We start from the raw sequence: 23,037 nt of genomic DNA, 5'->3' as shown, positions 1-23,037 counted from the left end.
TCGGCCTTCCGAGCGCGTAGTACCGCCGGGCGTACTCGCTCTTGTACTCGTATGTGTCGGTCGTCATTGGGCCAAGATGTACCTCCGCCTCCGGCCATGCGCAGGCTGACGACGGACTTCGCCGGGCAGCGCCCGTTAGGGTGTGCGCATGACCTCTCTGTCGGATCCCAAGGTGCGCGAATTTCTCGAGCACGGCACGCGGACGGGCAAGGTCGCCTTCGTGGCGGCGGACGGGCGTCCGATCGTCACGCCGGTGTGGTTCCTCGTCGAGGGCGAGGAGATCGTGTTCAACACCGGGAAGGAGACCGCCAAGGGCCGGGCCTTCACGCGCGATGGGCGGGTCGCGCTGTGCGTCGATCTGGAGGAGCCGCCGTACGCGTCGGTTCAGATTCAGGGCGTGGTCACGATGTCCGAGGATCCGGACGAGTTGCTGCGCACCGCGACGGCGCTCGGTGGGCGGTACATGGGTGAAGATCGGGCCGAGGAGTTCGGGAAGCGCAATGGAGTGCCCGGGGAACTGGTGGTTCGGCTGCGGCCGACCAAGGTGATCGCGCACTTCGACGCGACCGCCTGATCGCGGGGGCTGGCGCCTTAAACCTCTGATCAGACGCGGCGGCTTATTGCGGCAGGGGAGCGAACCGCCGTGTGGTTCGGTCAGCTTGCTGATCGGCCTGCGCGGCGACCGACGAGCGCTGGAACATCCCGCCGCTGGACTCGAGCTGGTTGGCCTACGACCTCACGAGGCCGCTGAGACAGGGTCACGCTGCTGCAGGAAGCTCCGCCTTCACTCCGGCCGTGCGCGGACTATGGCCGGACTTCGCCCACATACACTGACCCGCATGACCGTGCACTTCATCGGGGCCGGGCCGGGCGCCGCGGACCTGCTGACCGTGCGAGCGGTCACCCTCCTGCGCACCTCCCCGGTCTGCCTCTACGCGGGCACCTACCTGGACCCCGAGGTGCTGGCCCACTGCGCGCCCGACACCGAACTGATCGACACCCAGCGCCTCGACATCGACCAGATCACCGCCCACCTGGTACGCGCCCACGAATCCGGCCGCGACGTGGCGCGGCTCTGCTCCGGCGACCCGTCCCTCTACTCGGCGCTCACCGAACAGACCCGCCGCCTCGACGCCCACGGCATCCCCTGGGACGTCACCCCTGGCGTCCCCGCCTACGCCGCCGCGGCCGCCTTGCTCGGCACGGAACTGACCGTCCCCGAACTCGTCCAGTCGGTCGTGCTCACCCGCACCCAAGCCCGTTCCACCGCCATGCCGGAATCCGAAGCGCTGGCCAACTTCGCCCACACCCGCGCGACCCTCGTCCTGCACCTGGCCATCACCCGCATCCGCACGTTGGCAGCCGAACTCACCGCCGACTACGGACCTGACTGCCCCGTCGCGGTCGTCTACCGGGCCAGCCAGCCCGAACAGCTAGTCCTCCGCGGCACCCTCGCCGACATCGCCGACCAGGTCGAAGCCGCCGAGCTGCGGCAAGCGGCCGTCATCCTCGTCGGCCGCGCCCTGACACCGGCTCTGTCGTGCACCGGTTCCCATCTCTACGACCCGGGGCGCGACCGGCACTCGGTACCGGAGGGCGGATGGGGCCGTCGCTGAGATTCGGCGGCTCAGCGATCGCCCGGCGGAGCCCCGCGGCGCCCGTCCCTCGGTTCGGTCGTGCGTCGACGAGGGGTTGAAGCGTCGGATCGGCACACAGCTTTCCTACGCCTCACAAAGCCGTCGCCTCTGTGAGGCTTAGGAAACGTCTGTGGCAAGGGCGAACGATCTCGGCGGGGCGGGGGAGTTGCTGGGGGTCAGAAGTAGGACAGCACGTCGGTATCGAACTCGTCGCTGTCCGGTACCGTGGTCGGCGGCTGATAGCTCGCATCCCGTACGTGGTACAGGAATTCCTCCGGAAAGTTCAATCGGTAGGTCGCTAGGTAGTGGATCGAATCCACCCGCCAAATCCACCGTCCATCCGAGATCAACGAAGGCCCGCCCGGAATCGCTGTACTGCCGTCGAGCAGGTCGGTGACGTCCTCCAGTACGTCGAAAACCGGTGGTGCTGAACGCATGTACTCCAGGATCGCGTGCCGATCGGTGAGCGGTTGCGTCGCCTGAGCATCTCGTAGCGACGGCAACTCATTTTTCGGATTCCGGTACATCTCCCGGTAGATCCCGACGGTGTTCAAACTGGGCATTCGTCCCCCTCGTTTGCTAACTAATTGCTGATTCGGAAGTTTGATCGCGATTAGGACCCTATCGCTGGTATGTTCGATCTCCACTCGACGCCGTCGGGATGGCTGGAACTCAGTCGGTTCTTTCCTGTTTCCGAAGGTCGTTAACTCTCAGAAGCTTCGGGTTTGGAAGTGCCCCAACGAAAGTAGGCCTCTCTCCGGGTGTCCGGACGGCCCTTGGCTCGTCGGTCGGCAAGCTTGCGTTTGCGCTCGATCACGCCTTCACCACGGAGGGCGAACCAGGAGGTTACGGAATCCCACCGCTTCTCAATTCTTCCGGACTCGTCGAGCAGCCACAACGGCGGGTCTGGGTGCGCGAGATCAGTGCCGTCGATAACGAGGTAACTGTAGGATTTCCCTTCGGCGACTACAAGTAGATGCTCGGGATCCTGCATCTCGTGCGATTCGGCTTCCTCGAGGCATTCCATAGCTTTTCTCTTGACCGCGGAGTTCACGGCGTCGACGCCGAATGTCGTGCCAGAGAACCATGCTGGGGCCTTTTTGCCGAGCAATCTCATGATCTCGCGGACCGCCTCCGGGACCGTAGCCACGCCCTGGGCGGCCGCCATCGAATCGATCTCTGCATCGGTAGCGCCTCGGGTCATCTCCGATCGGAGGCCCGCAGACGTCACCGCATCGAAAGTTCGCCGGATTTCGTCGGCTGCCGATGCGCTGTTGTCAACTACTAGAGGTCACCCCACATAGTTTCTCCGTCCGGGGCGGCCGGTAGCCCGCATCCCGCACGTGGAACAGGAACTCCTCCGGAAGACCGTCCGGGCCGCGCGTCCGACCGGCGAAGTCACCTGGATCGCGCGACCAGTCGAACGCCGTGGTGAGGGCCACAATGACGTGGCTGCTTATTTCGATCTATTTGTCAACTCGACATACGCCTGATGGCGCATATCAGGATCCGGCGTCGATGCCTGATATCCATGCGACGCGATGTAAAGCAGGAACTCGTCCTCCGGAGCGATGTCATATTTTTCGAGATAGTATCGGGCAGCGGCAGTCCATATCCATGCGCCGTCGGTCTTGTATACGCGCGGTACAACTTTCCCGTTGGTTGCGTCGATCATGTCGACCGATTTTCCGTTTGCTGCGAGAATGACCGCTCCACCACGCAGGAAGCCGAGAATCCTCTCCTTGGTTGCCGAGTCCGTAATTTTCCGGCGGGACTCGATTATCGGCGTACCCGATGGGTCGATATCGTCGAACAGGCGCGCGATCTTCACCAATATATCCTCCTTGCCTATTTATCCTGTGGTTCGAACAGTACCCAATGACCATCCGGCGGTTCCTTGGCCTGATTCTCGCCCAGGACCGGGTCCCAGACTTCGGTCGCGACCACAATGTGTCCGTCCTCGCCTGTCCATGCGATCTCATTGGGCGCCCATACTTGCACGCCCAGCTCGTTGGCGAGGTGCTGGGCAAAGGGGTTTTCACCCTGTCCTGTTTCGCAGGAGAGCAACCGGATCGGCTGGTTGCGCCAACGCGGATCAGCTCGAATTAGGGCGGCAAGGTCTGCGGGCGAGAGCTCGTCGTCGCCAATCCCTACAGCACTCGGGTCTCCGTGCATGTCCACCGTATAGAATCCAACGGCCGGGATGACCCAGTGAGCATATTCTCGCATTTCCGTGTCGGACTCTTCATAATACGATCGACCAGCTGGCGTGTTCTGCCCCAGATCGAAGTAGCGTTGCAACCGAGGGCTCAACTGTGTCGCCGGAACCACGGGGAGTGGCTGGGTCGGTAGATCGTGTAACGGTTCACCGGTATCGGTCTGATCGGCTGCCGTGTGCGGTGTGCCGTGAGGGCCCGGTTGAGTTCTCCCGATGCGGTCGGCGATGTCGCCCGGTGTTCGGTTTTGAGAGGCGGGGGCGGTCGGAAGCGCCGCTGGTTCGTCCGTCTGCAGGGAAGGGATGCTCGTCGGGTTGATCGGGGTGTTGGCGTGACTCGACGTCGACGGTTGCGTGGGGATCCGGGCGGGGTCAGTGGTTTGGTGCTGTTGGTTGGAATGAGTCGGGGTGTTGGGGTATGGCCGTTGAGTCGGGCTGGTTTCGGTATTCCAGGGGTTCGAGTGGGGATTGTATTCGTGTTGCTCGAACAGTTCGCGCCATTCCTGGTAGGAGCGCTGGTAGGTGTCGGGGTTGGTGGGGGAGTTCGTATTCGGTTGACGGGTGAAGTCCGCCGTCTCGCGAGGGTCGGGGGTGGTGGTGCGATTCGGTATGTCGCTTGGATCGGCGTTCTGAGATGCGGGGTGGTTAGGTGTGTTGCGGGGGTCGGCGTACTGCGGAGTCGTGTGGGGCGGCTGCGGACCGGGGCGGTGGGGTGTGTTGTGCAGGTTGGTGTTTTGCGGGGTCGCGCGGGTGTGCGGTTGACCCTGTTGCGGGGGAGACGATTCCGGTGCGCGGACGTTGGGGAGTGGCGTCTGCGGGCGGCCCGGATCGGCAGGTGTGCTGGTCGGTGTGGTCGCGTTGGGCTGCGGCTGGACCGGATAGGCGCTGTTGCCGGGATGCGTTGGGGTGTCGGAGGTTGAGCCGGATGACGCGGTGTTGGTCGTCGTGGTGTCCGGGCTGTTCGAGTTGTTCTGGAGCTGTTCGCGTTCGGCGCGGATTTCGGCTTCGGTGGGTTGATAGCGGCCGATGTGCGGGTTGTATTGGCCCGCGTAGAAGGGGTCGCGGGGGATGGGACGGCCGTCGTTGTAGTGGGCGATGAATTTGTGGTTCGCGGGGTCGAAGCCGGGGCGGTTGGCGGGGCCGAGCGGGTTTGGCTTCTGTTGCGCGGGAGTCTGGTTCGCCGGGGATTCGTCGTTCGGACGCGGCTGTGTCGGTTCGCCGGAGTCGGGGGTGTTCGAGGGCGAGTTGGTGGAGGGCTGAGTGTTCGTGGGCGTGCTCGGGCGGGGAGCGGTGGAAGGCTCGATGCCGTGGCTCGCGGGCGTGTTCGGGCGCTGGGTCGGTGCGGCCTCGGTGGCAGTGTTCGGGGTGGTTCCGGTGGGTTGGCCAGCATTCGTGGGCGTTGGCGGCGTGCCGGGAGTTCCCGTGTCTGCCGAAGATGGGGTGGGGGCTGCCGGGTTTGGTGCGGTGCCGGGGCGCTGGGCAGTGTTCGCGGAAGTTGCCGGAGTACCGGGAGTTCGGGTGTCTGCCGGAGATTGATTGGGGGATGCGGGGTTTGGTGCGGTGCCGGGGCGCTGGGTCGGCTGATTTTGCGGACCGGTGCTCGGGGTGGTTGCCGCCGGTTGGTTCGGGGTGGTTCCGGGCTGTGCGGTGGTCGGCGTGCTGGAGGCGGGAGTGCCGGTGGTGGGCGTGTTCGGAGCAGGGGTGGCCCCCGTGCCCGCCTGGGTGGATGCGGGGGCGCTGTCGCCGGTGGGGCGCGCGGTGTCGGTGGGTGAGGAGGCCGGGAACGCGGGTGCTGACGGAGTGGCTGTCGCCGTTGCGGAGGCGGTGCTGGTGTCCGTCGATACGGGGGCGGTCGGATTCGACGTGGTGGGGCTGGTCGTCGTCGGCCCGGTGGGATTCGTTGCGGGGGTGCTGTTAGCGGGCGCGGTGGGCGCAGGGGTGGTCGGAGGGCCCGAGGCGGGAGTGCCGGTGGTGCCCGGCGGAGTGGTCGACGATGTTGTCGCGCTGTCCGGGTTCGATGGTCCCGGGTTCGACGCGGTCGGGGTGGACGGTGTCGTAGCGGGGTTCGACGGGGTCGTGGTTCCCGGAGTCGACGGTGTAGACGGAGTGCCGTTCTCAGGAGTCGACGGTGTAGACGGGGTGCGGTCGTCCGCCGGGCGGGACGGTTCCTGGGAAGGAGTCGTTCCTGGGATACCGGAGGTCGGGATGGTGGGGTTGCTCGGCGAGGACGGCGTGGTCGGTTGCGTAGGGACCGAACCGGGCGGGGTGTTCGATGTGGGGTTGTTCTCGCGGCCGGACTGATCGGAGGTGTCCGGGGCGGGACGTTGAGCTGATGGGTCGCTGCCGGTCGGGATATCAGTTGTCGAGCCAGGGCTCGGCGTGGTCGGTGGCGAGTCGTTGCGCTGGGACCGGGTCGGCTCGGTGCTCGAAGACTGGTCTTGCTGGGTGTTCTGACCGGGCTGGGTCGGCTGACCTGTCGACGGATGCGTGGGGTCGCTCGACTGGGCGGGCGGCTGCGGCTGTTGGGCGGAGGGCTGCGCCTGCTGGCCGGAGGGCTGTGGCTGTTGCCCGGTCGGCTGTTCCGAGGGCTGCGTTTGTTGGCCCGACGGCTGGCCGGGTCGGTCCGAGGATTGCTGATCAGACGGCTGACTCTGCTGATCCGGCTGCGACGGTTGTCCAGACGGCTGAGTGGGCTGGCTCGACGGCTGGTTCTGTTGGCCGGATGGATGGCTCGACTGGTCCGTGGGCTGGTCTGGTTGCTGGTTTTGCTGGCCGGAGGGCTGGCTCGACTGGTCCGACGGCTGGCTCTGTTGGCCGGATGGCTGATTCTGCTGGTCCGAGGGTTGCGTCGGCTGCGTGGGCTGTTCCGACGGCTGTGACTGTTGGCCCGTTGGCTGGGTCGACTGGCCCGTCGGCTGGGTCGACTGATCCGTCGACTGCGACTGCTGACCCGAGGGCTGCGTCGACTGCTGCTGCGAGGGCTGTGACTGCTGATCACCCGCGGGCTGGGTCTGCTGACCAGGATCGTTCTGCGTCCCCGACGGCTGCGTCCGCCCCGGATCCTGCTGATCCCGTCCCGGATCACCCTGCTGATTCTGGTTCTGCTGACCCTGATCGCCCTGCCGACTTTCATCCTGGCTGTGCCCGGGATCGTCCTGCTGATCCTGCCCAGGATCGTCTTGCTGGTCCCGATCCCCCTGATCACCGGGATCCCCGGCCCCCTCATCACCCCCACGATCCCCCGCCGACTCGATCCCCGACTGCACACCCCCGGCCAACGACGAGGTCAACGTCTCGGTCGTGAACACCTCCCCCAAATCGAACGGCTTATCGTTCAACGCCGCATCCGTCGCCGCCGCCGCGACTTCCCCCGCCAACCCCGTCAACGTCTCCTTCCCCGCCTCCTTCAACCCCTCCGACAACGGATTCCCACCCCGCCCCGGACCACCCGACCCACCCAACAACCCCTCCGTCGCCCCCGCCACCCCCGCGGTCAACAACGTCTTGCCCGACTCGACCCACTCCTCCTTCGACAACGGATCCCGCCGATCCGCCGCCACCTGCGCCAACTTCAACCCCACATCCAGGAAGGCCTCCTCCAACACCGCCTCCCACGCCCCACGCAACGCAGCCCGCCCCGCCGCCTTCATCGCCGCCTTCGAGATGATCCGCTTGACCAGCTGCTTGATCGCCACCCGGATCGCCACCTGCGTCGCCGCCCGCGCCGCCGCGCCCGCCGCCGCACCCGCGGGCGCACCCACCCCCGTCGCCATCGCCGCCAACGCCGCGGCCATCTCCACCGCGAAGATCACCAACGACGCGATGATCACCAACTTGGTGTGCTCGATATCAGCAGCACCATCCCCGATCTGATCAGCCAACGTCTCCACATGCTTGATCAGCCCATCGAACGCCCCCGCGCCCCCACCCAACTTCTCCCAATGCGACGACAACGCCGCCCCGGTCTCACCATCCAACGCCGAGATCGCGGCCTTCACCACATGGGTCGCCTCGGAATCCAACCCCCGCAACGTCTCCGCCAAACCCGACCACGCCGACTCCACCCGACGCATCGCGGTCTCATCACCCTCGGGCCAATCCCCCGCCCCCACAACATATTTCGCAGCCCACTGCAACGGCTCCGGAATCTCGATGCCCACGCCCGACCCCTCCGCTACTCCGCCCCGACCGTGCTGGGCCTAGAACATACCGACAACCAACTAGACGCGGCCGGGTCGGCATCGGTTCCAACGAAAAGTAGCTAGGGCCCCGTCGGCGCTGGTGGCGACGCCGAAGCGGACTGCGCGACAGGTGGGTCCGGACGGGGCGGCGGAACGACCCTCCGGCGGACCGCGTCTCGTGGCGTGAGCCATCTCGCTGTGAGAACCGCTACACCGAATTCAGCAAACTCGACCCGAACGCCCTGCCAGCGGTGATGTTCCACCGCTATGGATCTTGGTTGGTCGCTGAGGGTAGGCGCGGGTAGATTGTTCCGGTGATCAGCGACAAATGTCCCGGCTCGGCCGGTCGGTGGGTAGTGGTCGGTCCCATGTAACAAGATCGGCCCACTGGACAGATAGTGCCAGTGAACTTTTTTAGCTTGATTGATACGAGAACTGAACCCGGGGACGCAGGCGCCACGCTGTGAAAGGTGTGCGTCCTGTCCGGGTGTCGTCGGGGAGCGCTTGCGTGGTGTTCCGGAAGCGAGGTTACGGTTGGACCGGCTGGATTTCGGCGGGAACGGCGAAGCTGGTGGCGAATTCTTCCCGCTGTCGCCCGCACAGCTGGGCATCTGGTATGCCCAGCACGTCGATCCGCAGGTGCCGATCAATATCGCACAATATGTCGACCTGCGGGGTGAGCTCGATCTCGCCGCGCTGGAGCGGGCCAGCCGCGAGGCCGCGCTGGAGCTCGGCTCCGGCTTCCTGAAGGTCGTCGAGCTCGACGGTCAGCCGTTCCAGACCGTCGACCCCACGCAGGACGCCACGCTGGAGTACGTCGACCTGCGCGATGCCGAGGACCCGGAGGCCGCGGCCGCCGAGTGGATGCGCGCCGAGTACAGCCGCCCGCTGAACATCGTCGGCGACCGCCTGGTCCGCGCCGCCGCCCTGCGGCTCGAGGACAAGCGCTGGTTCTGGTATTCGCGCGCGCACCACATCGTGCTCGACGGCTTCGGCGCGATCACCTTCATGTCCCGGATCGCCGCGCACTACACGGCCGCGGTCAACGGCGAAGAGCCGAAACCGGCCAAGGCCGCCGACCTGAAGACGCTCTACGAGTCGGAGATCGCCTACCGCGACAGCTCCCGCTTCCAGGCCGACAAGCAGCACTGGGCCGAGCGGGTCGCCGGGCTCGAAGAGGGCTCCAGTCTGGCCGGTCGTTCGGCCCCGCCCGCGCCGGTCAACGGGATCTCCAGCGCCGCGCTGTCGCCGGATCAGGACGCGCTGCTCGCCGAGGCCGTCGCCCGTCACGACAACTCGCCCGCCGGTCTGCTCATCGCCGGTTTCGCGACCTACCTCGCCCAGCTGACCGGCGCCGAGGACGTGATCCTCAGCCTGCCGGTGACCGCGCGCACCACCGCGACCATGCGTCGTTCCGGCGGTGTGGCCTCCAACATCGTGCCGCTGCGGCTGCGCGTCGGGCACGACACGACCGTCGCCGAGTTGCTGAAGTCGGTGCAGATCGAGGTGTCCGGCGCGCTGCGGCACCAGCGCTACCGGCACGAGGACATCCGTCGCGACGCGGCCGGTGACGGCATGGTGGCCACGCAGTTCTTCGGCCCGTGGGTCAACATCATGCTGTTCACCAGCGAGATGATGCTCGGCCCGATGGCCGGTCGGATGCACGTGCTGTCCACCGGCAGCATCGACGACCTGGGCGTCAATTTCTATCAGTCGGGCACCAGCTCGCACATCGACTTCGAGACCAACCCGAATCTCTACACCGCCGACGAGGCGCGCGCCCACCACGGCCGGTTCCTGGAGTTCTTCGACCGGTTCCTGGCCGCCGACGCCGACGCGCGCGTCTGGGAGCTGCCGGTCACCACCGAAGCCGAGCGCGAGACCACGCTGGTGGAGTGGAACGACGCCGAACAGGACGTTCCCGAGACCACCTTGGCGGCGTTGCTGGACGCCCAGATCCCGCTGACTCCGGACAACATCGCCCTCGATTTCGAGGGTGAAACGCTGACCTACGCCGAGTTCGGCGCGCGGGTCAACCGGCTGGCGCGGTTCCTCATCGCCGACGGCGTGGGCCCGGAGTCGCTGGTGGCTTTGGGTATGCGGCGTTCGCTGGAGCTGGTCATCGGCATGCACGCGGTGCTCAAGGCCGGTGGCGCGTATGTGCCGATCGATCCGGATCATCCGGCCGATCGCACCGCCTACATCCTCGAATCCGCCGATCCGGTGTGCGTGCTGACGCTCTCGCACGACGACCTGGAACTGCCGGAAACGGTGCGGCGAGTCGAGATCGACACCCTGGATGTGTCGGAGTTCTCCGACGCGCCGGTCACCGACGCGGACCGGTTGGCGCCGCTGCGCCCGGCCAACACCGCCTACGTCATCTACACCTCGGGTTCCACGGGTCGCCCGAAGGGTGTGGCGGTCACCCATCACGCGATCGTCAACCAGCAGCTGTGGATGCTGGACGAGTACCGGCTCACCGCCGCCGACGTCTACTTGCAGAAGACCGCGACCACCTTCGACGTGTCGCTGTGGGGCTACTTCCTGCCGTTGATGGTCGGCGCGAAGCTGGTCGTCGCCGCCCCGGACGGGCACCGCGACCCGTTGTACGTGGCGCAGATGATCCAGCGCCACGGCGTGACGGTCACCGACTTCGTGCCTTCGATGCTGACGGTGTTCGTCGCGCACGCCACCGCCGAGCAGTGCGCGACGCTGCGCGCGGTGTTCGTGATCGGCGAGGCGCTGCCGCCGGAGACCGCCGCGGGCTTCCGCGCGATCACCTCCGCTGGCCTGCACAACCTGTACGGACCCACCGAGGCCGCGGTCTCGGTGACCTACTGGGAGGCCACCGCCGCCGACACGGTGACGGTGCCGATCGGCATCCCGGAGTGGAACGTCGAGGTCTACGTGCTGGATTCGCGGTTGCGTCCGGCCGCGATCGGCGCCCCCGGTGAGTTGTACCTGGGCGGGCGTCAGCTGGCCCGCGGTTATCGCGGTCGCCCCGACCTGACCTCGGATCGCTTCGTGGCCAACCCGTTCGGCACGAACGGTGAGCGCATGTACCGCACCGGCGACCTAGTGCGGTGGAGCCCCGCGGGCACGTTGGAGTACATCGGTCGTACCGACTTCCAGGTGAAGTTCCGCGGTCAGCGGATCGAGCTCGGCGAGATCGAGACGGTGACGCTGGCGCACCCGGCGGTGAGCCAGTCCGCGGTGCTGGTGGTCGATACCGCGACCGGTCAGCAGTTGGTGGCGTATGTGGTTCCCGCGCCGGGTCATTCGATCGATCCGGCGGAGCTGACGCGCTTCGCCTCCGAGCAGTTGCCCAGCTACATGGTGCCCGCGTCGGTGATGGTGTTGGAGGCGTTCCCGCTCAACACTTCCGGCAAGCTGGATCGAAAGGCGTTGCCGGAGCCGGTGTTCGCCGCGGACGCCGGTTATCGCGCGCCGCGCACGCAGGCCGAGCAGATCGTGGCCGGGATCTTCGCCGATGTGCTGAGCCAGCAGCAGATCGGTATCGACGACAACTTCTTCGATCTGGGTGGTAACTCGCTGGTCGCGACCCAGGTGGTGTCGCGGATCGGTGCGGCGTTCGGCATCCAGCTCGGGGTGCGCGCGTTGTTCGAGACGCCGACGGTGGCCGGTCTTGCCGCGCGCGCGGAGACCGCGGGGCCGGGCGAGGGTTCGCGTCCGCCGCTGGTGGCTCAGCAGCTGCCCGCCCGCGTGCCGCTGTCGTTGGCGCAGCAGCGGATGTGGTTCATCAACCAGTTCGATCCGTCGGCGCCGACTTACAACTTGCCGTTCGTGGTGCGGTTGCGCGGACATGTCGACATCCCGGCGCTCGAGGCGGCGCTCAACGATGTGATGGCGCGGCAGGAGTCGCTGCGCACCGTGTTCCCGGAGTCCGGTGACGGCGGCTACCAGCAGGTCGTGCCGGACGACGAGATCAACTTGGCGATCTCGGTGCAGGCCATCGACGAATCCGAGTTGTCCGGTGTGCTCACCGAATTCGCCAGCACGGGCTTCGACGTGGCGCGCGAGCTGCCGATCCGGGTGCGGATCTACCAGGTGACCGGCGGGTCGACCAACGGAACGCCCGATCACGCTGTCGCGTTCGTGGTGCATCACATCGCGGCCGACGGTTTCTCCTTCGGCCCGCTTTCGCGGGACGTGGCCACCGCGTATCTGGCGCGGGCCGCCGGTGAGGCGCCCGCGTGGTCGCCGCTGCCGGTGCAGTACCAGGACTACAGCATCTGGCAACGCGAACTGCTCGGCTCGGAAGCCGATCCGGGTTCGATGGCTGCCCGTGAGATCGCCTACTGGCGACGCCAGCTCGGCGGTCTTCCCGACCAGCTGGACCTGCCCACCGACCGGCCGCGTCCGCCCGTGCAGAGCTTCCGCGGCAGCACGGTGCGCTTCGACATCGACGCCGAATTGCACACCGCCCTTGCGGGATTGGCGCGCGCGCAGGGCGTCAGCCTCTTCATGGTCGTGCACGCCTCGCTCGCGGTGCTGCTCGGTCGCCTGTCGGGCACCAGCGACATCGCGATCGGCACCCCGATCGCGGGCCGCGGCGAGCAGGCGCTCGACGACCTGATCGGCATGTTCGTCAACACGCTGGTGCTGCGCTCCGACGTGGACAGCGGCGTGTCCTTCGCCGACTTCCTCGCCCGCACAAGGGAAACCGACCTCGCGGCGTTCGCCTACGCCGACGTGCCGTTCGAGCGGCTCGTCGATGTGCTCAACCCGACTCGCTCGCAGGCGCGGCACCCGCTGTTCCAGGTGATGCTCTCCTTCCAGGAGATGGCGCACGGCGCGCTCGAACTACCCGGGCTTTCGGTGACCGCCACCGAGCTCGAGGTCGACATCGCCAAGTTCGACCTGCAGTGGACCATCACCGAGGAGCGCGGCGGCAACGGCGAGCCCGAGGGCATGACGGCGGCGGTGCAGTTCGCCACCGACATGTTCGACACCGAGACGGTGGCCTCCTTCGCCGAGCGCTTCGTGCGCATCCTGCGCAGCGTCGTCGCCGATCCGGCGGTCGTCGTCGGCGAAATCGATGTTCTCGCCGCCGACGAGCGGCTCGCGGTGTCGCGCGACTGGGTGTCCTCCGGCACGGACGGCGGCACCGGGCGTTTCGCCGACCCCGAAACCACCCTGGTCGCGCTGTTCGACCAGGCGGTCGCCGCCTACCCCGAGCACGTCGCCGCGCGGTTCGGCGCGGAGTCGCTGACCTACGCCGAGCTCGACAAGCGCGCGAATGTCTTGGCGCGCAGGCTGATCGCCGACGGCGCGGGCCCGGAGTCGCTGGTCGCGGTGATCCTGCCGCGCTCGATCGAACTCGTCGTCGCGCTGCTCGCCGTGGTGAAGACCGGTGCGGGTTACGTGCCGGTCGACCCGACCTATCCGGCCGACCGTATCGCCTACGTGCTCGCGGATTCGCGTCCGACCAGCGTCGTCATCGACGCCTCGGTGGACGTGGCCGTTCCGGACGACCTGCCCACCGTGGTCCTGGACGAATTCGCCACCGCCGCACACGGTTTCGCCGATACGCCGATCACCGACGCGGACCGCTCCGCGCCGCTGAACCCCGACAACGTCGCCTACGTGATCTACACGTCGGGTTCGACGGGCCGTCCGAAGGGTGTGGCGGTCGCGCATCGGAACGTGGTGCGGTTGTTCGCGAATACCGATCGTGATTTCGGTTTCGGTCCGGATGATGTGTGGACGTTGTTCCACTCGTATGCGTTCGACTTCTCGGTGTGGGAGTTGTGGGGTCCGCTGCTGTTCGGCGGCACGGTGGTCGTTGTCGACTACTTCACCTCGCGGTCTCCGGAGCAGTTCCTGGAACTGCTGCGCGACGAGCGCGTGACCGTCCTCAACCAGACGCCCTCGGCGTTCTACCAGCTCGCCGAGGCCGACCGTGCCGCGGGACCCGCCGCGCCGCCGCTGTCGCTGCGCTACGTGGTCTTCGGCGGTGAAGCCCTCGAGCTGCGTCGTTTGTCGGATTGGGTCGCCCGGCATGGCGATTCCTCACCGGTGCTGGTCAACATGTACGGCATCACCGAGACCACGGTGCACGTGTCCTACCGTGCGCTGGACGCCGCGACCATCGAGGCCGCCTCCGGCAGCATCGTCGGTCGCGCCATCTCCGGCCTGAGCGTCTACGTCCTGGACAACCGGCTCCAGCCGGTCCCGGTCGGCGTGGTCGGCGAAATGTACGTCGCCGGACCGCAATTGGCGCGCGGCTACCTCGGCCGCCCCGACCTCACCACGACCCGCTTCGTGGCCAACCCCCTCGCCGATGCCGCCAGCGCGGGCTCGCGCCTGTACCGCTCCGGCGACCTCGCGCGCTGGAACCGCTTCGGTGAACTCGAGTACCTGGGTCGCGCCGACGACCAGGTGAAGGTGCGTGGTTTCCGCATCGAACTCGGCGAGATCGAAGCCGCCGTCCTCGAACAGCCCGGTATCGCCCAGTCCGCGGTCATCGTGCGCGAGGACCAGCCCGGCGGCCAGCGCATCGTCGCCTATGTCGTCGCCGAACCCGGTATCGAGCTCGACCTCGACGACGTCCGCCGCGCCGCCTCGGACCGGCTGCCCGCCTACATGGTGCCCTCGGCGTTCATGGCGCTCGACGCGATCCCGCTGACCGTCAACGGCAAGCTGGACCGCCGCGCGCTGCCCGCGCCGGTGTTCGAGGTGCGCGAATTCCGCGCTCCTGCAACGCCGATCGAGGAGATCGTCGCCCAGGTCTTCGCCGATGTGCTCGACCTGCCCCGCGTCGGCGTCGACGACGACTTCTTCGACCTCGGCGGCAACTCGCTGATCGCTACCCAGGTCGCCTCCCGTGTCGGCATCGCACTGGACACCCGCGTCCCGGTGCGCATGCTCTTCGAGGCGCCCACCGTCGCCGCACTCGCCGCCCGCGTGGAATCGCAGGCGGGCGACGGCGCGCGCAAGGCGCTGGTCGCGCGCGAGCGGCCCGAAGAGGTGCCGCTGTCGCTCGCTCAGCAGCGCATGTGGTTCCTGAACCGCTTCGACACCTCCTCGGCGGTCAACAACATTCCGGTTGCCATCCGTCTCTCCGGTGAGCTGGACGTGGCCGCGCTGCAGGTCGCGGTCATCGACGTGATCGACCGGCACGAGTCGCTGCGCACCGTCTTCCCGGAGACCGGGAGCGGCCCGGTGCAGGTGGTCCTCGACGCGGCGCAGATCGTGCCGGACCTCACCCCGTACCGGGTGACCGAGGAGACCCTGCTCGAGCACCTGATCGACCTGGCCACCATGGCCTTCGACGTGACCAGCGAAGTACCGCTGCACGCACGGCTTTTCGAGATCAGCGAGACCGAGTACGTGCTCGGCATGGTGGTGCACCACATCTCCGCCGACGGCTGGTCGATGGGGCCGCTGTCGCGCGACGTCATCGTCGCGTACGCGGCGCGCACCACGTGGGAGGCGCCGACCTGGGCCGAATTGCCGGTCCAGTACGCCGATTACGCGCTCTGGCAGCGCGAGATCCTGGGCTCCGAGGACGACCCGCGTTCGCTGATCTCCAGCCAGATCAGCTACTGGACGCGCGAACTCGCCGACCTGCCCGACGAGTTGGTGCTGCCGTCCGATCATCCGCGTCCCGCGGTCGCCTCCTACCAGGGCGGCACCTACGCGTTCGTGATCTCCGGCGAAACCCAGCGCGCCCTTGTGGAATTGGGCCGCCGCTACAACGCCTCGCTGTTCATGGTCATGCACAGCGCCCTCGCGGTGCTGCTCGCGCGGGCCAGCGGCACCTCCGACATCGCCATCGGCACGCCGGTCGCGGGTCGCGGTGAGGCCGCCCTCGACGACCTGATCGGCATGTTCGTCAACACCCTCGTGCTGCGCACCGAGGTGGATGGCGCGGGCACCTTCGCCGAACTGCTCGACCGGGCCAGGGAAACCGACCTGCAGGCGTTCGCGCATTCCGACGTGCCGTTCGAGCGGCTGGTCGAGGTGCTCAACCCCGCCCGCTCGCAGGCGCGGCACCCACTGTTCCAAGTGATGCTGGCCTTCCAGAACACCAAGCAGGCCACCCTGCAGCTGCCGGGCCTCTCGGTCAACGGCATCGACTACGACGCCCGCCTGGCCAAGTTCGACCTGCAGCTGACCCTGCAGGAGACCCAGGACGAGCTGGGCGAGGCCGCGGGCATGTCGGCCGAATTCTCCTACGCGCTCGACCTTTTCGACGAGTCGACGGTGGCCGCCTTCGCGCGTCGCCTGGACCGCATCCTGGCGGCCGTCATCGCGAACCCGGACGTGCCGATCGGCGACATCGATCTGCTCGCGCCCGAGGAGCACGCGCAGGTGCTCGTCGACTGGAACGACACTGACCACGCGGTGCCCACCGAGACGCTGGTCTCGCTGTTCGACGCGCAGGCGGCGGCGAGCCCGGACGCCATGGCGCTGGTCTACGAGGACGAACAGCTCACCTATCGCGAGCTCCAGGAGCGCGCCAACCGCATCGCCAGGGAGCTGATCGCCTCCGGCGTCGGCCCGGAATCGCTGGTGGCGCTTGCCATGCGGCGTTCGACCGAGCTGGTCGTCGCCATGTACGCGGTGCTGCAGACGGGCGCGGCCTACGTGCCGCTGGACCCCGATCAGCCCGCCGACCGCATCGGTCACATCCTCGACACCGCGCGGCCCAGCCTGCTGCTGACCACCCGCCGCGACGGGTTCGTCACCGACGGCGCGGTCGACGCCCGATACGTCGAGGACCTGCCGAGCTCGGCGCAGACCTCCGGTGCGCCGATCACCGACGCCGAGCGGGTGCGCCCGCTGCGTCCGGGCAACACCGCCTACGTCATCTTCACCTCCGGTTCGACCGGTCGGCCGAAGGGCGTGGCGGTCAGCCATGCCGCGATCGTGAACCGCCTGCTGTGGATGCAGCACGAGTACCCGATCGGCGCCGACGACGCCGTGCTGCAGAAGACTCCCGCCACCTTCGACGTGTCGGTGTGGGAGTTCTTCTGGCCCTTGCAGACCGGCGCTCGCCTGGTCGTCGCGAAGCCGGACGGCCACCGCGACCCGGTGTACCTCGCGCAGATCATCGCCGAACAGGGCATCACCACGGCGCATTTCGTGCCGTCGATGCTGTCGGTGTTCGTCTCCACGCTGGGCAACGAGAACGGCGACGCCGCGACCGTGCCCGCGCCGCGCCTGCGTCAGGTGTTCGCCTCCGGTGAGGCGCTGCCCGCGCCGACCGCGCAGCGTCTGCGTGAGCTGACCGGTGCGCGTCTGCACAACCTGTACGGCCCGACCGAGGCCGCGGTCGACGTGACCTACCACGAGGTCGTGGACGCCGACGTGGTGTCGGTGCCGATCGGCCGTCCGGTGTGGAACACCAGGGTTTTCGTGCTGGATTCGCGTTTGCACCCGGTGGCGCCGGGTGTCGCGGGTGAGCTGTATCTGGCGGGCGATCAGCTGGCGTTGGGCTACCTGAGCCGCAGCGACCTGACCTCGGATCGCTTCGTCGCCAACCCTTACGGCGCCGCTGGTTCGCGTATGTACCGCACGGGTGACTTGGTCGCCTGGACCAAGCAGGGCGAGCTGGAGTATCTGGGCCGCACCGACTTCCAGGTGAAGCTGCGTGGTCTGCGTATCGAGCTGGGCGAGATCGAGGCGGCGCTGCTGGCGCAGCCGGGTGTCGCACAGTCGGTGGTCGTGGTGCGCACCGATCCGCACGCCGGTGATCAGCTGGTGGGTTACGTTGTCGCCGAACCGGATTCCGTCGTGGACAGCACTGCGGTCAAGTCCGGCCTCGCCGCGGCGCTGCCCGGGTACATGGTGCCCGCGGCGCTGGTCGTGCTGGACGCCTTCCCGCTCAACGCCAGCGGCAAGCTGGACCGTAAGGCGCTGCCCGCGCCGGTCTTCGAGGCCAAGAGCTTCCGCGCGCCGTCCACCCCGATCGAGGAGATCGTCGCGGACATCTTCGCCGACCTGCTCGGCGTCGACCGCGTCGGCGTGGACGACGACTTCTTCGAACTCGGCGGCAACTCGCTGGTCGCGACCCAGGTCGCGGCCCGGCTGAGCAAGGCGCTGGACGCCGAGGTCGGCGTGCGCACGCTGTTCGAGGCGCCCACGGTCGCCGCACTGGCGGCCCGCGTCGAATCGCACGCGGGAACCGGTGTGCGCCAAGCGCTCAGCGCGCGGACCCGTCCCGAGCACCCGCCGCTGTCGCTGGCGCAGCAGCGGATGTGGTTCCTCAACCGCTTCGATCTCGGCACCGAGCCGGGCGCGGCGGCGGGCACCTACAACATCCCGGCCGCCGTCCGGCTGCGCGGTCTGCTCGATCTGAGCGCGCTGCGCGGCGCGCTCGGCGACGTGATCGCGCGGCACGAGTCGCTGCGCACCGTCTACCCGTCGCACGAGGGCGTCCCGTACCAGCGGGTGCTTCCGTCCATCCGCGCCATTCCGGAGCTGGACGTCGTCGAGGTCGACCAGACCGAGATGTACGGCGCGCTCTACGAATTCGTCAACCGCGGCTTCGACGTCACCGCCGAGCCGCCGGTGCGGCTGCGCATCTACGAACTGGGCGAGCGCGATTACGTGCTCGCGGTCGTGGTGCACCACATCGCCGCCGACGGCTTCTCCATGCGGCCGCTGGTGCGCGACCTGATGACCGCCTACGTGGCGCGCACGTCGAACTCCGAACCGGGCTGGCCGCCGCTGGCCGTCCAGTACGTCGATTTCGCGCTCTGGCAGCACGAAACCCTCGGCGACGAGGACGATCCCACCTCGCTCATCTCCGAGCAGCTCGACTACTGGCGTACGGCGCTCGCCGATCTGCCCGACGAGTTGCGCCTGCCCGGCAAGCCGCGCCCGACCGTGGCCTCCTATCAGGCCGGTACGCACCGCTTCCGGGTGCCCGGCGAGCTGATCGACGAGCTGAACCGGGTCGCGCACACGCACGGCACCACGCTGTTCATGGTGGTGCACAGCGCCTTCGCGACGCTGCTCTCGCGCCTGTCCGGCGCCGACGACATCGCCATCGGCATCCCGGTGGCGGGCCGCGGCGAGCAGGCGCTCGACGACCTCGTCGGCATGTTCGTCAACACCCTGGTGCTGCGCACCCAGATCGACACCACCGCCTCGTTCACCGACCTGCTCGCCCAGGTCCGCGAGCGCGACCTGCAGGCGTTCGCGCACGCGGACGTGCCGTTCGAGCGGCTGGTCGAGGTGCTCAACCCGGCCCGTTCGCAGGCGCGGCATCCGCTGTTCCAGGTGATGCTCACGTTCCAGAACATCGGCCGCACCTCGCTGGAGCTGCCGGGCCTGACCGTGTCCGAACTGGGCATCGATCAGCCGACGGCCAAGTTCGACATGCAGCTCACGCTGAGCGAGATCCCGGACGGCGAGTCCGAGATGGACGCCGAACTCGTCTACGCCACCGACCTTTTCGATTCCGCCTTCGCGGATTCCTTCGGCGCTCGCTTCCTTCGCGTGCTGCGCGGAATCGCCGCAGCGCCGTCCACCGCGATCGGCGACATCGAGCTGCTCGACGCCGCCGAGCGCGCGCTGGTGCTGAAGCAGTGGAACGACACCGAATTCGCGGTGGACGCGGCACTGGCCTCGCCGGTGGGCGACGACGACGCCGCGACGCTGGTCGCGCTGTTCGAGGCGCAGGTCGCGCGCACCCCGGACGCGACCGCGCTCACGTTCGAGGGGACGAGTCTGTCCTACGCCGAGTTCGCGAGCCGGGTGCACCGGCTTGCGCGCTGGCTCAAGCAGAACGGCGTCGGCCCGGAATCGTATGTGGCCCTTGGTATGCGCCGCTCGCTCGACCTGCTTGTCGGCATGTACGCGGTGTCCGCGGCCGGTGGCGCGTACGTGCCGCTGGACCCGGACAACCCGACCGAGCGCATCGAGCACATCCTCGACACGGCGCGCCCCGTCTGCGTGCTGACCTCCGGCGCGGACCTCGGTGTCGCGCTCGCGCGCCAGGTGCGCATCGACGAGCTGGATCTGTCGGCGTACTCCGACGAGCCGCTCACCGACGCGGACCGGCACCGGCCGCTGCGCACCGGCAATACCGCGTACGTGATCTTCACGTCGGGTTCGACCGGTCGCCCGAAGGGTGTCGCGGTCTCGCACGCCGCGATCATCAACCGCCTGGTGTGGGGTCACGCGCAGTACGGCCTCGCCGCCGACGACGTGGTCCTGCAGAAGACCCCGGCCACGTTCGACGTGTCGGTGTGGGAGTTCTTCTGGCCCTTGCAGGTCGGCGCCCGCTTGGTGATCGCCAAGCCGGACGGCCACCGCGACCCGGCCTACCTCGCCCAGCTGATCATCGAGGAGCAGATCACCACGGCGCACTTCGTGCCGTCGATGATGTCGCTGTTCGTCGTCGAGCCGCGCGCGGCCGAATGCACCGGTCTGCGCAACGTCTTCGCCTCCGGCGAGGGCCTGCCCTCGGTCACCGCGCAGCGCCTGCGCGAGCTGACCGGCGCGCGCCTGCACAACCTGTACGGCCCGACCGAGGCCGGCGTCGAGGTGACCTTCCACGAGGTCACCGACGCCGACACCGTCACGGTGCCGATCGGCGCCCCGGTGTTCAACACCCAGGTGTACGTGCTGGATTCGCGCCTGCGGCCGGTTCCGGTCGGCGTCCCCGGCGAGCTGTACCTGGCGGGCGCGCAGCTGGCGTACGGCTACGTCACCCGCCCCGACCTGACCACCGAGCGCTTCGTCGCCGACCCGTTCGGCAACGGCGTGCGCATGTACCGCACCGGCGACTTGGTGGCCTGGACGCCCGCCGGTGAGCTGGAGTACTTGGGCCGCACCGACTTCCAGGTGAAGCTGCGCGGTCTGCGCATCGAGCTCGGCGAGATCGAGGGCGCGCTGACCGCGCTGGACGAGGTCTCGCAGTCGGTCGTGGTGGTGCGCACCGACGAGCGCACCGGCGATCAGCTGGTGGCCTACCTCATCGCCAAGCCGGGCACGGCCATCGACATCGAGCGCGTCAAGTCCGCGCTCGCCACGCAGCTGCCCGCCTACATGGTGCCCGCCGCCTTCGTGGTGCTCGACGCGTTCCCGCTGAACACCTCGGGCAAGCTGGACCGCAAGGCGCTGCCGGAGCCGACGTTCGAGGCCAAGGTCTTCCAGGCGCCGGTCACCCCGGTGCAGCAGATCGTGGCCAGCGCGTTCGCCGACGTGCTCGGCATCGAACGCGTCGGCCTGGACGACGACTTCTTCGGTCTCGGCGGCAACTCGCTGGTCGCCACCCAGGTGGCGGCCCGGCTCGGCGAGGCGCTGGACACCCAGATCCCGCTGCGCACCCTGTTCGAGGCGTCCACCGTCGCCGCGCTGGCCGCCAAGGTGGAATCGGCCACCGGTACGGGCGCGAAGGCGCCGCTGGTCGCGCAGCCAAGGCCGGAGCTGGTGCCGCTCTCGCTCGCACAGCAGCGGATGTGGTTCCTCAACCGCTTCGACAACCGCACCGCGGTGAACAACATCCCGGTCGCCATCCGGTTGACCGGGAAGCTCGACGCCGTCGCGCTGCAGGCCGCGATCCGCGACGTGATCGCCCGCCACGAGGCGCTGCGCACCATCTACCCGGAGGTGGAGGGCGCGGGCTACCAGCGCGTCGTGCCCGCCGACGAGGTGCGCTTCGACCTGTCCGCGGAGTGGGTGCCGAGCACCGAACTGCCTTCGCGCATTGTCGAACTGGCGAGCGTGCACTTCGACGTGACCAGCGAGATCCCGTTCCGGGCCTACCTGCTCACAGTCGATGAACGCAGCCATGTCGTGGTGCTGGTCATGCACCACATCAGCGCCGACGGCTTCTCGCTGCGTCCGCTGCTGCGTGACGTGGTGGTGGCCTACACCGAGCGCGCCGGCGGGGAAGCGCCCGGCTGGGCGCCGCTCGACGTGCAGTACGCCGACTACGCGCTGTGGCAGCGCGAGGTCCTCGGCTCCGAGGACGACGCGGAGTCGGTGGCGGCCAAGCAGATCGCCTACTGGACCGAGCAGCTGCGCGATCTGCCGGATCAGATCGAGTTGCCCGCGGATCGGCCGCGCCCGGAAATCGCGTCGAACACCGGTGGGCTGCACGCCTTCTCGGTGGACGCCGAGCTGCACCGCGCGCTCGAGGATGTGGCGCGCGCGCACGGCGTGACGTTGTTCATGGTCGTGCACGCCGCATTGGCGACTTGGGCGGCACGGCTGTCCAACAGCACCGATATCGCGATCGGCACCCCGATCGCCGGTCGCGGCGAGCGTGCCCTGGACGACTTGGTCGGCATGTTCGTCAACACGCTGGTGTTGCGCAACGAGATCGACCTGGGCGGAAAGTTCAGCGATCTGCTCGAGCAGGTGCGGCGCACGGATCTGGCGGCCTTCGCCAACGCCGACGTGCCGTTCGAGCGGTTGGTGGACGTACTGAGCCCGGCGCGTTCGCAGGCGCACCACCCGCTGTTCCAGGTGGCGTTGACCTTCGAGGCGGCCTCGGCCGCCGACATGGGCACCGTCGCGCTGCCCGGCTTGGACCTGGATGTCGTCGAGTTCGACGCGGGCACCGCGAAATTCGACGTGCAGCTGACCGTGGGCGAGGGCCGCGACGGTGGGCTGGCGATGTCGTGGAACTACGCGAGCGAGTTGTTCGACCCGGAGACGGTCGCCTCGTTCGCCGATCGTCTGGTGCGCATCCTGCGCGGTGTGGCCGAGGACCCGGCGGTGGTCGTCGGTGACATCGATCTGCTGGGCGAGGCCGAGCGGCTGGATGTCTCGCAGCGTTGGGTGTCGGCGGGCTCGGATGCCGGTGTGGGCCGGTTCGCCGAGCCGGGTGTGACGCTGGTCGAGTTGTTCGATCAGATGGTCGCCGCGCATCCGCACCGGGTCGCGGCGCGGTTCGGCGCGGACTCGTTGAGCTACGCCGAGCTGGACAAGCGCGCGAATGTGTTGGCGCGCAGGCTGATCGACGACGGCGCTGGGCCGGAGTCGCTGGTCGCGGTGATCCTGCCGCGGTCGTTGGATC

7 protein-coding genes (1 of these 7 cut by a window edge) are annotated in these 23,037 nt (G+C 68.1%); 3 read left to right on the top strand and 4 right to left on the bottom strand.

What is annotated here, in order from left to right; translation table 11 throughout:
* Positions 1–148 precede the first annotated feature (148 nt).
* Both AB0H49_RS27615 and cobM read left to right on the top strand, forming a co-directional pair.
* Positions 149–574 (top strand): PPOX class F420-dependent oxidoreductase, encoded by a 426-nt coding sequence (locus AB0H49_RS27615; RefSeq protein ID WP_355002179.1) that lies wholly within the window; start codon positions 149–151, stop codon positions 572–574.
* 265 nt (positions 575–839) lie between these two features.
* Positions 840–1,616, top strand: a complete 777-nt coding sequence (gene cobM / locus AB0H49_RS27610) for a precorrin-4 C(11)-methyltransferase (RefSeq protein ID WP_357255617.1) — start codon at positions 840–842, stop codon at positions 1,614–1,616.
* A 197-nt stretch (positions 1,617–1,813) separates the two neighbouring features.
* Here cobM and AB0H49_RS27605 read toward each other — a convergent pair whose 3' ends face one another.
* The 4 genes from AB0H49_RS27605 to AB0H49_RS27590 form a co-directional block, all read right to left on the bottom strand.
* Positions 1,814–2,200, bottom strand: a complete 387-nt coding sequence (locus AB0H49_RS27605; RefSeq protein WP_357255615.1) for a hypothetical protein — start codon at positions 2,198–2,200, stop codon at positions 1,814–1,816.
* 140 nt (positions 2,201–2,340) lie between these two features.
* Positions 2,341–2,805, bottom strand: coding sequence for a hypothetical protein (locus AB0H49_RS27600; protein ID WP_357255613.1), 465 nt, complete (start codon positions 2,803–2,805; stop codon positions 2,341–2,343).
* A 288-nt stretch (positions 2,806–3,093) separates the two neighbouring features.
* Positions 3,094–3,468: a hypothetical protein gene (locus tag AB0H49_RS27595; RefSeq protein WP_357255612.1), complete on the bottom strand. Its 375-nt coding sequence runs from the start codon at positions 3,466–3,468 to the stop codon at positions 3,094–3,096.
* A gap of 17 nt (positions 3,469–3,485) precedes the next feature.
* A complete protein-coding gene (locus tag AB0H49_RS27590; RefSeq protein ID WP_357255610.1) occupies positions 3,486–8,012 on the bottom strand; it encodes a hypothetical protein in 4,527 nt (1,508 codons plus the stop codon).
* A 555-nt stretch (positions 8,013–8,567) separates the two neighbouring features.
* Here AB0H49_RS27590 and AB0H49_RS27585 point away from each other — a divergent pair.
* Positions 8,568–23,037 carry the start of a non-ribosomal peptide synthase/polyketide synthase gene (locus AB0H49_RS27585; RefSeq protein ID WP_357255608.1) on the top strand. It continues 22,616 nt past the right edge of the window, so 14,470 of the gene's 37,086 nt are visible here — the first part of the coding sequence; it begins with the start codon at positions 8,568–8,570; its stop codon lies off the right edge, out of view.

The sequence above is a fragment of the Nocardia sp. NPDC050713 genome, assembly GCF_040654315.1.
GTDB lineage: Bacteria > Actinomycetota > Actinomycetes > Mycobacteriales > Mycobacteriaceae > Nocardia.
Note: the sequence above shows the minus strand (reverse complement) of the source record. Positions and strands in the feature narration are given on the sequence as shown.